The sequence below is a fragment of the Pseudomonas sp. D3 genome (assembly GCF_029320995.1).
Lineage (GTDB): Bacteria > Pseudomonadota > Gammaproteobacteria > Pseudomonadales > Pseudomonadaceae > Aquipseudomonas > Aquipseudomonas paraveronii.
This window is the reverse complement of record NZ_CP119772.1, coordinates 2,815,935-2,833,279: the sequence shown is the minus strand read 5'-3', so window position 1 is coordinate 2,833,279 and position 17,345 is coordinate 2,815,935. Positions and strand designations below refer to the sequence as shown.

General features: G+C 64.8%; 4 protein-coding genes. All 4 read right to left on the bottom strand.

The window, feature by feature from the left end; all coding sequences use genetic code 11:
* Positions 1-196: 196 nt before the first annotated feature.
* Entirely contained in the window at positions 197-12,793 is a 12,597-nt protein-coding gene (locus P3S72_RS13060; RefSeq protein ID WP_276197645.1) for a filamentous haemagglutinin family protein, read from the bottom strand.
* Positions 12,794-12,989: 196 nt separating this feature from the next.
* A complete protein-coding gene (locus P3S72_RS13055) occupies positions 12,990-14,153 on the bottom strand; it encodes a substrate-binding domain-containing protein (protein WP_247407671.1) in 1,164 nt (387 codons plus the stop codon).
* Positions 14,154-14,627: 474 nt separating this feature from the next.
* Entirely contained in the window at positions 14,628-15,839 is a 1,212-nt protein-coding gene (gene gspF / locus P3S72_RS13050) for a type II secretion system inner membrane protein GspF (RefSeq protein ID WP_276197644.1), read from the bottom strand.
* Entirely contained in the window at positions 15,839-17,257 is a 1,419-nt protein-coding gene (gene gspE / locus P3S72_RS13045; protein WP_276197643.1) for a type II secretion system ATPase GspE, read from the bottom strand. The genes gspF and gspE overlap by 1 nt, the downstream gene beginning before the upstream one ends.
* Positions 17,258-17,345 lie beyond the last annotated feature (88 nt).

The following is a 17,345-nucleotide window of genomic DNA, read 5'->3' as shown; positions in this document are numbered from 1 at the left end:
GAGGGGGCTTGCCCCCGATAGCGGTGTGTCAGTCAACTAATCTGTAACTGACCCACTGCTATCGGGGGCAAGCCCCCTCCCACATTTCTGACCGAGTTCGGCTTCCAGTATCAGGTCGGCTATTAGGCCGCCGCGCCAACAAAAAAAACGGGGCAATCACTGATCGCCCCAAACGTACATCGAGAGGTCCTTCCACTTACAACGTGATCTGCTTGCGCTCCTCATCCGTCAACCGCGCACGCGCCTGTTCGCTCAACGGCCCGGCGCCCAGTACCTGCACCGGGCTGTTGGGGTTGTACTCCGAGGTTTTCTGCTGTTCCTGCGGCTCGCGCTGCACCGGTTCGGAGCCAAAGCTCAACACCTCCACCGTCACGATCGACGCCCTGCCCTGCTTGGCCGCCGCCTGCTGGCTGCGCGCCGCGTCTTCCGCCGCCTGGGACGCCGCCGCCCCCGCCGCGCTGGCCGAGCTCATGGCGCCGGTATTGACGCTGGCGGTCACCGGCACCCCGGACGACTTGCCCTGGGTCAGGATGTTGGCCGCGTTGACCACGTGCAAGGCGGCGATGTTGACGTTGCCCGAGACCCGAATGCCCGCCTCGCCCGCGTCGATGGTGCCCAAAGGCGCGATCAGGTCGATATCCCCCGCCGGTACTTCGGGGATCGGGTTCAGCGTGGCGATCCCCGCGCCGGTACTTGGCACCGCCGGCGACAGGCTCACGTTGCCCCAGTTGTCATAGACGCGCTTGGGCGGCGTGTACACCACGGTGGTCTTGGAGCCGCGCCCGGCGTTGATGTCGCCCTCGCTGGTCCAGGCCATGATCGAGCCACCGAAGGTGGTCATGATGCGGCTCTGGCCGAGCAAAATGCTGCCCATGGAGTACAGCTGGATATCCCCCGCACCCTGGGTGATCACGCCGGCCGTGGACGGTGGCGCTGCGCCTTCGATACCGAAGGTCTGGCTGCCGCCTGGGGTGAGCATCTGGATCGAGCCGCCGAAGTTGGTGTGTACGCCCGAGCCGCCGAACATCGTGATGTCGCCCTTGTAGGTAATCGGGTTACCGGCCACGTCCGTCTCAGGAAACAACTTGGCAATCGCGGCACGACCACGCACATAGCTGCCCTGGCGCACACTGCCGTCCTGGTTGTATTCACGGCCGGCGGCCTTGAGTTCGGCGAAGTACACATCACGGGCGAAGACCCGCTGTTGTTCGGCGGGCAACGCCGCGTAGTAAGCGCGGGCCTGTTCGCTGCTGCCGACGAAACCGAAACGCTCGGCCAACCAGCGGACCAGTTCGTTTTCGTAAGTCTTGGCCACCTTGCCGCCCTGCAAGGACTCGCCCGCTTGTGCCAGGTTGGCAGGGTCCAGGTAAGCCTCGACAAAGTGCAGGTAATCCGGGCCGTTCGGACCGACACCGGCCTGCATCACGATGCTCGCGCCCGGGCGATTGTCGCCTGCCACCACTGCGCCGAGGCTGGTGACGCTGACCTCGCCCCCCGCCGCCGCTGGCCGCCCAGCCATCAGGATATTGCCGCCCGCCGTCACCTCCAGCAGGCCGGGGCCGGCGACCTGGAAGTTGCTGTAGAGAATGTCGCGGCCGGCGGAAACGATGGAAATGTCGTTGGGGTTGTTATGAATAAAGAGGTTGCCCGTCTGCTGCTCCGACAAGGTTCCCCGGGCATCGTTGAACAGGCTGCCACTGCTGACAATGTCACGCCCGGCCATCATCCACACCGGACCGTTGCCCTCGTACCAGGTCTGCCCCGAATTGCTCGCCGTCGGCGCACTGTTGAAGCCAATGACCCTGCCGCTGCTGACCCCGACCAGGTCGCCGCTCAGCGCATAGAAACGCGCTGGGGATTTGGGCACATAGGCAGCAGCCGACGCCGTGGCCGACCCAAACGTCAACAATGGACGCGGGTCAGAATAGGTGACCGTACCCTCCGTCGGCAGACCGCTGTTGGCTGACAGATTATTGCCATCGGCGACCACCTGACCGTCAATCCTGCCGACAAATGCCGGCTGCCAAGGCGTGGCCATGATGCCCGGGTCGGCCGCAGACGGCGTGACGAACATGCCGCCGGCGTAAATCGAGTCGCGGGCCAGGAACTGCAACTCACCGTCAGGGCCCGGGGCAAGCAACAGCGTGCCCGAATAACTGCCATCGGACTGGGAAATATGCGCGGCCTTCCCATAGTAGAGATTGCCTCCAGCCGCGGTCGCACGAAGAATCGACGGATAGACGATTGCCAGGTCAGTCGCTGTGCCGCTGACATTCGGGGTCAAATTGCCGCCTGCCGAGAACAGATCTATCGCCGTGTGGGCCGTCCACAACGTGAACCAACTTTCCCCGTCCCCCGACTGGGTCCCGCGAGTAAAGGCGGACCTGTTAGCCACCTCGACCCGTCCCGGGTCGAGTACATCCTGCACGACCAGATCGCCGGCCGTGGCCAGACTGAACGTGGCATCACCCGGTACCAGTGTGATACCGCCCGAAGGCAAGCCACGGGTGGCCTGCAACGGGTCGTATGCGCGTGTTTCGCCGGGGCTGTGCTGTATCGAAATGCTGCCATACGTCAGGCTGATATCACCCGCCGTACCACTGCTTACTTGCGCATTGCCGCGCAGGTTGACCAGCACCCCATTGCGCGAATCCACAGCCTGTGAGGCGACCGGGTTCAGCGAACCGCCGATGTGCAACTGCAGGTCGCCGCCGCCGGTCAGCACCAGGCTGCCATCGCTGGCCACCCGACCGGTACTGCCCACCGCCAGCACCAGGCCTTCAGTGCGCACGTTCAGCGCCGCGTTGTTGGCGCTGTCCGCGAGGCTATTCAAGGCCCCCGCATTGCCGCGCACAGTCACGTCCAGGTCACCACCGCCGAGGGTGCCAAAACCGGTGAAGCCCACTAACTGATCGGATGTCGTCAGGGCCGTCTTGACCGTGGTGAAACTGCCGAAATTGACCCACCAGGCGGTCGGCTGGGCTTGCTCGCCCGTCACCACGTCCGCGCTGCCCTGGCGCCATAACCAGTTACCGACGGCGGCCGATGGGTTGCCGACGTCCTGAGTGTCGGGACGACCGAGAAAGGAGGTCGAAGGGCTCACGATATTACCGGTGAGATTCCCGCCCACGTTCAACGTAAGGTTGCCGCCGGCCTCCGGGTACCAGGCCCGGTACAGGCTGTCCGAAGAGCCGTTGACGAACTGCTCGTAGTAGCTGTTTGGGCTATTGAGTACGGTCTTGTTGCTGTTCAGCACCTTAGCCTGGTTATACGGATCGCCGGCTTGGGTGGTAACAGAGGAGGTGCCTGCGGTATAGACCCCGAACAGTGACTCCATGCTCAGGTTGCCGCCACTCAACAGCTCCAGGTCACCGGTGCCGGTGCGGATCACACTGAAGCGCGTACTGGACGGCGTGGCCGCATACTGCTTGCCGCCACCCAGCAGGCAGTACGACGGTGAACTGGTGCAGAAATCAGCGATAGCTGGCAAGCCCAGTTGGTCCAGCTCACTTTGCTTGATCACATCGCCCGCTTTCACGAAGACCCCATAATCGGCCAGCTCCAGCGCAGCGGACTGGGTCCACAGGTAATCGACCTTAACCGCGCAATACGCCGGGTTGCCGTTGCAGAAATCGGCAATCGAGCCCAACCCGAAACCATCCAGAATCGCCTGGTCGACCGGGTCGCCTTCCTTGACGGTCACACCGTTGGCGGCAAAATCTTCGACGGCAAAGGCGCTCCAGGTCTGCACGCCGGTGGCGGGCAATTCCTTGGCAAACATGCCGTAGTGAGCGTCAGCCAGGCGCAGGTCGCCACTGCGCGGATGGCTTTGCAGGATGCGGCTGTCGGCCGCCTCGGTATCGGCGCCAGCGACCAGGCGCAGCGACCAGGATTGCGTGCCCTCGGCCAACATCGGTGCAATCGCCCACAACTTGCCCTGGCGTCCGGCGACTTCCGGGCGCAGTTGCACCGAGCCAACCCCGTCGGGCAACTTCACGTTGGTACCGGCGGGGATCAATGCACCCCGTGGCAGCGCCTTGCTGCCATTGAGCATGACGATGTTGTTATTCAGGTTCGCCCCCGCCACCGCCGGAAGCGGTACGCCTTTTGGCCAGGTCATCGCCGCCAGGCGGGTGCCCTGGGCCAGCAGGGTGCCCGCCTCCAACTGCGTACCGGCCACCAGCGTTTGCGCCCGGTCGAGCAAGGTGCCGGCGGCAAACAGCAGGTTGCCGCCCGCATCGCGTATTGCCGCCGCCAGGACGGTGCCGGCCGGCAGCACCAGGGTCTGGTCGAGGGTCGCCGCCACGGGCAGACGAGTGCCGGCCGCCACCGTCAGGCCTTTGATCGGCACGTCGTAGTTCAAGGTGGCCCCCGCCGGGAACGCGGTGCCATCGGCCAGGGTCACGCCGTTACCCGGCACCACCACCGCGCCGCCGGTAAAGTCGATTCCGGGCAGCAACACCCAGCCCTTGTCGTCCACCGTGTCTGGCGGTGGGGCAAAACCATCGTTGATGCTGCCGTATATGTTCAGGTCGCCACCAGCACGCAGGGTCAGGCTGCCGGACTCGCCGGAGCCGTACACCGAGGTTTTCTGGCTGTTGGGGTTGAGGCTGGCGTAGCGGTAGCCGGACAGGTCCAGATCGCCCTGCACCACCAGATCGCCGTCCGGTGTACGGCTGACGATTTCCACACCCGGGCGCAAATGGAAGGCATTGGCGTAGGTCGCATTGTTGAGCCCCGCCAGTTTGCCCTGCAACAGGTCCTGGTTGAGCAGTGCCGCGTTGATAAACGCCGTGCTCAGCGCATGCTTGCCATCCAGGTAGGCCTGGTCGATCTGCTGGTAAGGCCGCCCGCTGGCGGTAGGGTCGTTAACCAATGGCGCATCGTCATAGGTGGCCATGCCGTTGAGGGTGATCGAACGCGCGCCCTGGATGGCCAGGCGGCCACGGGCGTCAATGTTGATATCGTTGCTGCTGCCATCGGTGTTGACCAGGCGCGGTGCATTAAGCTCCAGGGTGCCGCGATTGCGCCCGTCGTTGCTGGACGAGCCATTGGTGCCGTGGCGCAGGTCAATGCGCATGCCGTCGGCGAGGGTCAACTGGCCGTCGCCGGAGCCGAGGACCACCATGGCGCGGTTGGGTGAGTCGATGATCTTGCCATAGCTGTCCACCCGCAACCGGCCGCCGTGGGCGTCCAGCATGGCGCTGCCGTCCAGGCTCAGGCCATGTTTGCCCGCCAGGTTGATACTGCCGACGCGCTCACCGCTGGCATCCACCAGGCCGGTGACGCGCAGGCTGCCGTTGTCCACCGAGACGCTGACGGTGCTGGCCTTGACGCCGTTGCCGATGGTCAAGTCGCCTTGCTTGAGCTGGAAGCTGCGCGCGCCGAAGACTTGGCCCGCATTGAGGCGCTGGTTCAAGTCCGCGAACTGCTGGTCCAGCGAACCGCTGCTGCCCAGGCGCTGGGCCTGGATTTCCACGGTACCGGCCTGGTACGGCATCAAGGTGCCGCCCGCGTCGTAGTCGCCGCTGCTGCTGCCGAGGATCTTGCCTTGCATGTCGACAATGCCGCCCGCCGCATCCACTGCGACGGCACGCAGTTTGCCGGCCTGGTTGTTCTTGGCCGACAGGTCGATCGTCGAGCCTGCCGCCTGGTAGATGTTGCCATTGCGACTGTCGAGCAGCACATCGCCACCCCAGCCGTACTGGGTCACATCGTTGAACCCGATCCCACGGCCGGCGACATCAATCAACGCAGTGTCCGTCAACACCACGTCGCCGCGGGCGCCGAGGCTGACCTTGCCGCTGGGCAGTACCACCGCGCTGGCCAGGCGAAGGCTGTCGCCCTGCAACGACAGCTCGGCGCCCTGGCCGTCGACTGTGCCACGTGGGCCGGCGGAGCTCGCCACATCAATCGCACCGCCAGCGGTGATGCGGTTCACCGAGCCGGCTTCACCTGTCATCAACGGCGTAAGAATCGTGAGGTTGCCGCCACTGTACTCAAAGCCCTTCACCGAATCGTAGGCGCCCTGGGCCTGATAAACCGACAGGCTGCCCTTGTGGTTGGCGGTGATGCGCTCGCTGGCGTTCAGGTTGACGTTGGCAAAGCCCAAGGCCAGGCGGTCGAATGTCAGGGTGGTGCTCGGCTGCGCAAACGCCCCGTAACCGAATTCGATGCGCTCGGCATTGATATCCAGGCGCCCGCTGCCGGTGCCGGCACCGCCGCTCACCACCGCGCCCGCCGGGTCGGTTGCGCCCTGCCAGATCAGGTTGGCGGTGTGGATGCTGGCCACGTCGTTTGTCCCGCCGGCACCGTAGATGGCCGGCGTGGCAATCATCAGGTTGCTCAGCAGCGATTTGCCGGTGAGCGGGTCGTAGGTGTCCAGGGAGGTACTGCCGTAGAAATTGAAGCTGTCGCGTGCCGACAGTTGCAGGGTTTCCAAGGCGGGCGCGCCGAACTGGGTATCGCCACGCAACAGGCGGTCGAGCAGGGCCTGGGTGAGTGTCAGGCCAGCCGGCACTTGGTTCGCGGCAGCAGCAGCCGCCAGCGCTTCAGCGCTGCCCAGGTTGATGGCGCTGACGCCCAGGTTAAGGTGGCGCGTACCGTAACGCACCTGGTCACCCAACTCGAACCTGGCGTCGGTCAACGCAACGATACTGCCTTCGGAGTACAGCCCGGTCTGCCCACTGCAGAGCACGTCGCTGCATGTGCCAATGCTGATCCCCGCGCTGACCTCGCCACCGGCGCCCGGTGCCGCGATCACATTGAGCTGGCCGTTGGACACCGCAAGCATGTTGGCGACCTTGTAGATATAGCCGTCTTTGGCATCGTAGCTGGCCTGGCCGTGGCCGATCGTATCGATCGATGCGCCTTGCTCCAGAGTGATCGCGCCAATGTTGCTCACCAGGAACACCTCAGGCGCGGCAAGCGTGGTGCCCTCGCGCAAGATGATCGAGCTGTTGGCCCGATTCGACCCGTTCGCCAAGATGATGTAGTTGCCGGACTGGCCATACACCACCGCCGTCATCCCTCCCACCATCAGGCGTGATGCGCCCAGGGCATTGAGGCTGTCGGCCTTGAGGGTAATGCCTGTAAAGCCGCTGGTCGCCGGTTGGTCCGCCGCGATGACTTCGATGCCGCCGTGGCCGGGGTCGATCACCGCGACGGTGCCGCCGTAGCCACCCTCCGCCGCCTCGAAGCGGCCAGTGCCCTGGAAGGAAAACGCATCCGCCCCACCGCCCGAGCGCAACGCCAGCTTCAGGGTCTTGGCGTCGACTTCCAGCATCGGTCGCGGCACCCCGAGTTTCGCCGCATCCGCCCTGGCGAACTGCGCATAGCTGGTTTCGTTGTACTGGGAATACTGGCGCAGGGTATCGGCCGAGGTCAGGACCACCTGGCTGGCAACGCTGTTGCTGATACCGGTATTGGCGATCGATAAGCGCCCGGCGGTCGTCCACGAGCCGTTGCTCATCAACTGGGTCGCGGCTTCGCTGCCGGGCCCGGCCAAGCCGTTGACCTCGACCCGGAACGCGCCTGGCAGTAATGCGTAGGTCGACGGCATGAGCGTGTAAGTACCCGCTGGCAGCCCAGGCACCCCGGCGCCAATGGTGATTTGCTGGCCAATCAACGGCGACCCCGCCCCGCTGTCCCCGCCCGCAGGTGCAACAACGGGCTGCACGCCCGGCACAATCGCGTAGACCGGGTTGGTGGACAGCCCCGGCAACACAAACGTTCCGTCGGCGCCAAACTGTACCAACGGGTTGTACCGCGCATCCGTCGAACCACCGCGCCCGGAGACGAAACCGGCGCCCAACAGCTCACCGCCACCGGAAAGGTCCAGAGTGGCGTCCGGCAGCACGCTGACCGACTTGCCGCCCAGCACCACACCAATCGCTAGTTCTTCGGTGACCACCCCGCCTTGGCCGATAAACGCCACCTGCTTGCCGTTGTAGCTGTAGACCTGGCCATCCACCGTGCCGCCATACGGCAACACCAGGCCCTTGCCACTCACCGACGTCAGGCTACCCGGCAGCAGTTGCACCAGGTTGCTGCCCAGGCTGCCGATATCGATCAAACCCAGGGGCGCCCGCACCACGCCGCCTTGGCGCACAGTGGCTGCGTTCATCTGCAAACGCCCGAACACCGAGTACGGCATCGTCGCCTGCGCCGTTCCGGCGCGACCAATCGTCAGCGTGCGCAGAGGGTCGAACTTGAGATCGCCGCCATTACCTTCGCCCTGATAGCCGGCGACCACCCGCGCACTGACTTCCGTACCGGGGTACAACTGCGCCGCGCGCAAGGTCATATCGCCCTGGGTCAGCAATTGGGTACTGATGCCCTTGGCAACCGCGTTGGTACTGGCGCCGGCAAGAAAGCGCAGGTCGCCCTGGCTGGTCAGGTTGACCTGATCAAAACCGCGCCGCTGCAGGCTCGCCAGACTGCCGTTAGCCTGGCGCAGGCTGCTGCTGTTGCCGAATACCACGCTGCCCTGCACATCGATCACCTGGGCGTTGGCATTGAACTGCGCCTGGGTCGCCAGCAACGACGGTTTGATCAGCGTCGGCACCGCGCGCACGTAGTTATCCCGGTTAGCCTCCTCCGGGGCGAGGATGCCGGCCAGCAGCACATACGGGGCCGACAGGTTGACGCGGGAGCTCGCAGACGCGCTGTCGGCGAGGCTATAGCCGGTGCTGTACAGCCGCAGGCTCTGGCCCATGTTCAAGTTCACATCACCGGCAACGCTCAACAAACCATTGCTCAACAGCGCCAGGTTATCGAAGCCCCCGGCGCTGACCTGATCCACGCCCAAGCTGCCATGGCCGTATGTCAGGCTGGCGGCGGCATCCTCGGCGGTGCCGGCCAATGCGTGGGGTTGATGAGTCTGGCTCAGTACCAGTTCGCGGGCTTGCAGCACGCGATCGGTGACCACACCTTTTTGGTAATACGGGCTTTCCAGCGCCACCGCCAGGGTCCCACCCGCCGCACCGGCACCGCCGGCCTTGGCGACAAAGCTGCCGTCCAGATACAGGCCGTTGTTGGACGCCAGGCTGATGCTGCCACCGTTACTGGCCACGGGCACCGTGCCCTGCCCGGCAACGTTCAACCGGGCCTCGGTACCGGACGCCTCCAGCCGCGCGCCATCGCGCACCACCACAAACAGGTCGCTGGCCTTGGCGATGCCGGTGGCCGTGTCAATCTCGCCACCGATGCTGATCTTGCCGCCGTCGCGCACCTGGCCGTAGGTGCGACCAAGGTAGTCCAGCGCTGTCACCGCGCGCGCCGAGACATCGATCAGCGCGTGCTCACCGATCCAGATCGAGCGGCCATGGCCGATCGCGTTGGCCTGCTCCATCGCCTGGGGCACAACCGTCGGGCTACCCAGACTGACAGTGCCGCCCCAGGCATTGAGGGTGCCCTCCAGGGTCAGTTGCCCGACACTGCGCAGGTTGATGGCCTGCCCCGGGTCGACCGTGATCACTGCGCCTTGGCCGACCGTCAGCGCCGTGGTTGCCAACTGCGCCGCCGTGGAATCCGCGTGCCCGGCATTCAGGTTCAAGCTGGCACCACGGCGCTGGGTGAGCACGCCCTTGGCCGCGTCTTCTTGGTACACCGACGAGGTCCAACGTTCCAGGGCCTTAGCCGGGTCGCTCCCGGTTGGCATGTTCGAGGCTTGTTCGCCCTGCCGCAAAACGGGCGCGATGACCTCCACCTGGGTGCCGTCGGTAACGATCAGCCCTTCATTACCGGTAATGTCATAGGCCGAGAAGCCTTTGTTGAAAAAATCGCCGGCCAATTTCAAGGTATCCGCAGCCGGCACGTCGGTGCTGTCGCCGATCTGCACCTGGCGCGCCTGCAACGCCAGCGTGCCGCCGCCGTTGACGCCATAGCCGAGCACCTCACCTTGCAGCCCCAGCGCACCGAGCGCAGCCAGGGTCACGTCACCGCCCTTGCCGCCTGCGAGCGTGCCATTCACGCCAAGGGTGCCACCGGAAGAGGCCTCCACCACGCTGCCTGCGCCCAGGTTTACGTCGCCGGTGCTGCGAAGCGACACCTTGCCGCCATTCACATAGGCAACGCCGCCGATGCTGGAAGAGTCCAGCGCCAGGTTGTTCCAGCGCCCGCTGGTATCGAGCCTGACCCCGCCGGCCACCCTGATCCCGGCGCTGCCCGCCAGGATCGTATCGACCACCAGCCCTTTCGTCGGGTCGACCTGACTGAGGATGTTACCCACGTTGAGGGTGCCGCCGTGGGCCGTCAGGTTGGCGTTGATATTGACCCCTGGCCCGAACAGGGTGATATCGCCGCCGTCCGCCACCTGCAGCGCAGCGTTGACGCTCATTTGCTGTCGGGCCCCGACCTTGATCGCACCCAGTTGGTAGCCGTTGAGCTGATCGCTGTCGAGCACCATCTTGCCTTGGCGATCCGCCGGCAGCGCGGTGGCAAGGTCCAGGCCCTCGGCGACTTTCTGGGTGTTGCTGTCGATCAGCACCTGGTCGGTGGTCGCGCCCAATGCATAACGCAAGGTGCCGGTGGTCTTGTTGTAGATCGGTAGGTATTGGCCAATGATCAACTGCGCGCGCTGGGCCTGGGCCTTCTGCGATTGCTGGTAGCCATCGAGGTTGATATTCGCCGCCTGGGTCTGGCGTTCGCCCTGGAACACGTCGCTGATCAGTTGCCCTTCCAACACCGCGCTGGCAGTGCCGACCACCAGCTTGCCGGCATCGCGGCCCACGGTGTAACCGGACTCGTAACGGCGTTGCGTGGCGATCATCGGGTTGTAGTAGTACTCGGTCTGGCCCCAGCGTTTACTGGTGTCTTCAAAGCCCTTGTAGAAGCCGGAGTAGAGAATGTCGCCCGGGGCTCTGGACACTTCATACAAACGCCCATCGGGGCCCTTCAGCCAAGTCTGTTCGATATAACCGGCCTGCACATCCACGGTGCCGCCCGACAGGTTGATCTGCGCGCCCTGCTGGGTCACCACGTCCTTGCCGGTAAAGGTCACGGTGCCGCCCTGGGCCATCCACTCGCCCACCGAGTGGCCCTGGGTGCCGAGGTAACCGCCGACTTCCAGCAAGCCGCCAGCGGTGTACCAGCGGTCCGTTGCATAACCGTTGGTGCCCGCCGGTACAAACACCAGCTCGCGCAGGTCGACCCACACGTCGTTGTTGATCAGTTTGCCGTCGTCACGGTTGACCGACGCATCGCGCTGCTCGTTGCCCTGCACGTTGATCTTGATGTTGTTGGCGTTCATCGCCACCTTGACGCCGACCGCGCCGGACACGTCGATCATCGCCCCATCGCGCACCAGGCTGCGCCCAGCGGCGCTGACGGCGACCTGCCCGCCAGTGGCCAGGGTGATCGAGCCCTTCTGGAAATCCACGGTGCCGCCACTGACGATCTCGATGCGCGACTGGTCGGTGCGGTCGGCCACGGCGCTGAGGTGGTTGAACTGGCCGGTGATCAAGTTGGCGGCTTGGCCGTCGAGCTTGGTCAGGCCGGCGCTCTTCTGGCTGTCGAGGGCGCTGCTGTCGCCGGCATCGAGCAGGATCGCGGTGGTGCTGCCCTCGCCGAGGGTCACGCTGCCGGTGGTGTCAGTGGCCGAATTGAGCAAGTGAACGGTGCCGCGCGTGTCCACCGAAGTGCTGGTCAGGACCACGCCATTTTGCTGGACCTGGTGCCCGGTCAGGGTGATATCACCGGTGGAGGCCATGATCAGGCCGCTGTTGCTGACCTTGCCCGCCGTGGAGCCAGCCTTGAGGCTGGTCGCCACTTCATTGCCACGGGTGGTAGAGCGGTCGTTGCCGGTGGTGCCGACGCCCTTGCGAATGTAGAAACTGTCGCCGGCCGCCAGGGTGGTCTGGCCTTTGGCAGTGATGAGCGTGCCGGCGTTTTCCACTTCACTGCCGAGCAGTAAGGCATAGCCGCCCGCATCGGTGGAGGTGGCGGGGTTGTGGGTCTGGATCAACGCGCCGTGCTGCACCTCAACCTTGCCGGCCGCGTCGGTGAATGTCGGCTGGGTGCCGTTGGTGTCGACGTAAATACCGCGCTGGGTGAACTGCTCGTCGGTGATGTTCGCCGCGGCGGCCACCAGATTGCGCACGTTAACCTGGCTGGTGCCGCTGAACACAACGCCGTTACGGTTCAGGATCATCACCGTGCCTGCGCCGGTGATCTGGCCCTGAATCTCACTGGGGCGCGCGTTGGGGTCATTGACACGGTTGAGTACCGCCCAGTTGGACTGCTGCTGGAAGTCGACGGCGGTGTTGCGCCCGACGTTGAAGGTCTCCCAGTTGAGGATCGCTTTGTCGGCGGTCTGCTCGACGGTCACCGTGGTCTTGCCACCGGACTGGCTTTGGGTCGGGCCCTTGGCGTTGGTCCAGCCCTGGGTCAGGCTGTTGTCGACCTGCAGGCCGCCCTTGCCCAGGCCATCGGGAATCGTCGAGACCTGGCCGAACGCCGCCTGGCGCCCTGCCGCTTGCGCCGCCTGCTGGGCCGCAATCGCCGCGACGCTGGTGTTCAAGGTGCTGATCGAACGCGCTAGCTGCTGGTTGACCTGCGCCTGCTGGTTCAGCGTCGGAATCCCCGGCACCTGCCCGGCACTGATCCGCGCCGCCGTCGCTGCCTGGGAAGCGCCTTTTTCGGCAAACCAACCGGAACTGAACGCCGTGGCCGCCTGGGCATTGCCGGCCACCATCAACAGGGCAATGGCCTGGGCCAGTGGCTTGAGGCGCAACACAGCCGGGGCACTCGGGCCTTGGGCATTCAGCTTAAGCGTTGGTTTGCAGCGGACCATCGGGAATCTTCCTTCTTTGTTAACGCCCAGGGGTAAGACAGGCTCACGTATGTGGGTTAGGCGGTTGGCAAGGAGCACGACTGAACTTCTGTCATGCAAAGTTCATATAGGCCTGCTAACCGCAGGCAGAAATGCAAAAAATCAGCAACGGCACGGGCCGTTGCTGATCAGGTATTGCAGGTCGTTGAAGCGAGGGTTACAGCGGACGACCGATGCCGTTGCAGACGTCAGCCTTGCCGATGCTCAGCGTGCTGGTCGCAGTGACGAAGTTATTGGTAATAGCGGTTTTCCAGGTGGTCGGCAGCGGCACAAAGCGGTTGGCCTTGATGGCGTTGTCGTTGCTGTTCAAGGCGCTGGAACCGAAGTGGCGGGTGAAGAACGCACGCACTTGCGAGGTTTGGGTCGCGTCGGCGTAGCACTGACTGAAAATCAGGTTGGTGAAGCCCAGGATCGGGTAGCCAGTGGTGGGGTATGGCACAACGGTTGGATCCGCCGAACCGGCAGGGCCAAACACCGGTACCCAGGCGTTCTGATCGTTGACGTTGGTTGGAACCGGCACCACCGCAATGGCTGCCGAGACGTTATCCGGGGCTGGGGAAACACCGCCAACCTTGGCGACCTTGGTGGCGTCATCCAGACCGGCCAGGGTAGACGCGGCGTAGTCCGGGCTCATGTAAGTGATGCCACCGTCAGTCGCGTTCAGCGCAGTCATTACGCCTTGGCTGCCGGTGGCGGCCACTGCGGTGGATGGAACGCCAGTGCCGTAGCTCGACGAAAACGTCGTGGTCACGGCAAAAGGCAGTGCCTCGGAGCATTTGGCGTTAAGGAAGCGTGTGAAGAGTTCGGTGGTGCCGCTGGACTCGCTGCGGTACACCAAGGTGATGGCGCCAGTGCGGCCGGAACCAGTGACCTGGCTCCAGTCAGTCAGACGGCCCGAGAACACGCCGCACAACTGGTTGACGCTCAGATCGACATTCGCAGTGCCTGCTTTGTTAAAGGGAATGGCGACCGAAGTGGCAACCGATGGCACCTGGATCAGCTTGCCCCAGGTAGGTTGTTTGTTGGTGAGGTAGGTCGACAACTCAGTCGCGCTCAGTTTCGAATCGCTACCGGCCCAATGCACATTCTTGTTGGTAACGCCCGCCACGAACTTGGTGTAGTCGTTGGTCAGGAAGGCTGCCTTGCCGTTGCCGCTGCCCACACCGATGTAAGGGGCGAAACCGGTGGTGAGGACGCCTGTAGTCTGGTACAGCGCTTGTGGCAAAGTGGCGCCGCCGCCGTTGATGTCAGCCATTGCCGCCTGTGCCGAGCACAGTGCGGCGAGGGTCATGGATACCGCGAGAACGTTGCGCTTAAACATGAAGAATCTCCTTTCGTCGTGTTTGTACGTTTGGGTAGATGGCTCTTGCATGACGCCATGGCTCCGGTCCCAAGCCGTGTTCCGGGGGTGGCTGGGGGTGAGGCCATGGCTAGAGAATTTCGCAGTTTCCGATGACAGCAATGGGAAAAAACCTCGGGAGGAAGGGCTTGATTTTTAAAAAGATTCTCGGGTGTTTTGGTCATGCTTTTGAGCGGTTTGGAGGCAGGTGACAGCGCGGTTTCAGTGGGGGTTTCGTCAAGGCGGCGCGGGCGGTGGCGAGGGGCTTGGATGTGACGGAATGAGGAACCCGAGGTCTGGGGCTGGCGGTATCGGCCCACCCCGACATCAACTGAACAGATAGGGTCCACTGTGGGAGGGGGCTTGCCCCCGATGAGGGAGTGTCAGCCACAGATGCATAAACTGACCCACCGCAATCGGGGGCAAGCCCCCTCCCACATTTTTGACCGCGTGTAGTCAGGTCACCAGTTGGTTGATCTCGATGATCGGCAACAGCACCGCCATCACGATCACCAGCACCACGGCGCCCATCACTACGATCATCAGTGGCTCGAGCAGCGCGGTCATGCCCATGGCGCGGCGCTCGATGTCCCGCGACAGGGTCTGCGCCGCGCGTTCGAGCATCGGCGGCAGTGAGCCGGTTTTTTCGCCGCTGGCGATCAGGTGGATCAGCACCGGCGGGAATACCTTCTCCACCGCCAGCGCGGGCGCAAGGTTGACGCCTTCGCGCACTTTGGCGGTGGCGTCGTTGACGCACTGGCTCAGGCGCTCGTTGGACAAGGTCTGGCGCGCCGCTTCGAGGGCGCGCAACAGCGGCACCCCCGCGCCGCCGAGGATCGCCAGGGTCGAGGCAAACCGTGCGGTGTTCAGGCCCAGCACAAAGCGCCCGATCAGCGGCAGGCGCAGCACCCGGCTGTGCCAGTTCAGGCGCGCCACGGGGTTGCGCAGGTACAGGCGCCAGGCCCAGAAGCTGCCGACGATCCCGGCAAAACACAGCCAACCCCAGGCGCGGATAAAGTCGCTGGCGTTGAGCATCGCCAGGGTCAGCCCCGGCAGGTCCTGGCGCGCCTGGGAGAACGCGCTGACCACCTGGGGCACCACGTAGCTCAACAGGAAAATCACAATGCCGATGGACACCAGCCCCACCACGCCAGGGTAGATGAACGCGGTGAGGATCTTGCCGCGCAGGTTGTTGCGCTCTTCGATGTAGTCGGCCAAGCGCTCCATCACCTGGGCCAGGTCGCCGGACTCCTCCCCCGCCGCGATCAGCGCGCGGTAGATCGACGGAAAGTCCCGAGGCCGCGCCGCCAGGGCATCGGCCAGGCGCATGCCGCCGCGCACATCGGCGCGCACGGCGGCCAGGGTCTGGGCGATGTGTTTTTTCTCGGCCTGTTCCACCGTGGCGCTCAGCGCCGCCTCCAACGGCAGGCTGGCGCCGAGCAGGCTCGCCAGTTGCCGTGTGGCCCAGGCCAGGTCGTTGTCCGACAGCTTGGCGCTGAACAGGCTGCTGGCGCCCGCTGCCTGCTGATTGCCTTCGACCTGCACCCGCAACGCGGTCAGGCCACGGCTGCGCAACGCGGCAAACGCCGCGCTCTGGCTGTCGGCCTCCAGGTGCCCGGCCTCGACTTTGCCGCTGGCGTCGGCGGCTTCATAGCGATAGCGATTCATCAGGCGTCCCGTGTCACGCGCAGGATTTCTTCGGCGGCGGTGGTGCCGCTGCGCACCCAACGCTCGCCGTCTTCACGCAGGCTGAACATGCCGGCGCGGCGTGCAGCCAGGCGCAGTTCCTGTTCGCCAGCGCCCTGGTGGATCAGGCTGCGCACCTCGTCGTCAACGCAGAACAATTCATGAATGCCGGTACGCCCGCTGTAGCCGATCTGGTTGCACTGCGCGCAGCCCACCGGTCGCCAGGTGCCGGGCGCGGCCGGGTCTGCCTGCTTGCAGTGCGGGCACAGGCGCCGCACCAGGCGCTGGGCCAACACGCCCAACAGCGAAGACGCCAGCAGGAACGGTTCGACGCCCATGTCGATCAGGCGGTTGACTGCCGATACCGCGTCGTTGGTGTGCAGGGTGGCGAGCACCAGGTGGCCGGTGAGCGAGGCTTGCACGGCGATCTGGGCGGTCTCCAGGTCGCGGATTTCGCCGATCATGATGATGTCCGGGTCCTGGCGCAGGATCGCGCGCAGGGCCAGGCCGAATGTCATGTCGATCTTGGCGTTGACCTGGATCTGGCTGATACCCGGCAGGTCGTACTCCACCGGGTCTTCGACGGTGAGGATATTGCTGGTGCTCGCATCCAGTCGCGCCAGCGCGGCATAGAGGCTGGTGGTCTTGCCGCTGCCGGTAGGCCCGGTGACCAGCACGATGCCGTGGGGCTGGCGGATCAACGTGTCGAGGCGCGCCAACAGGTGCGCTTCCATGCCCAGGGTTTCCAGTTGCAGGCGCCCGGCCTGTTTGTCCAGCAGCCGCATCACCACGCGCTCGCCATGCCCGGTGGGCACTGTCGACACGCGGATATCAATCGGCCGCCCGGCCACGCGCAGGGCGATGCGGCCGTCCTGGGGCAAGCGTTTTTCGGCGATGTCGAGTTGGGCCATGATCTTGATCCGCGACACCAGCGCGCCATGCAGCGCCTTGCGCGGCGAGACCACGTCGCGCAGGGTGCCGTCGACGCGGTAGCGCACCACGGAGTGGGTTTCGTAGGGTTCGATGTGAATGTCACTGGCCTCATCGCGGGCGGCCTGGGTCAGCAAGGCGTTGATCATGCGGATCACCGGCGCGCCGTCCTGGGTGTCGAGCAGGTCGGTGATCTCGGGCATGTCCTGCATCAGGCGGTCGAGGTCGACTTCGTTTTCGGCGGCGCCAACCACCGCGGCGGCGCTGCCGGTGTCGGCATAGGCGCTGGCGAGCAGGCCGTCGAGTTCGTCGTCGCGCACCTGTTCAAGGTGGCTCTGGCCGAACTGCCGCTGGACTTCGCTGATCGACCAGCCGGGGGTCGACGGGCAGACGGTCAGCCGCATGCCGGCCGCGCCGGGGCGCAGAAGGATGCGCTGGGATTTGGCCCAGGCGTAGGGGAGCAGGCTCATGGGATTTGCTCGCTTGCGCTGGCTTTAGATGGACTGAGTACATATCCGTTGCTGCGGTAACGGCGGCTATGGGTTCCGCCCTTACGGC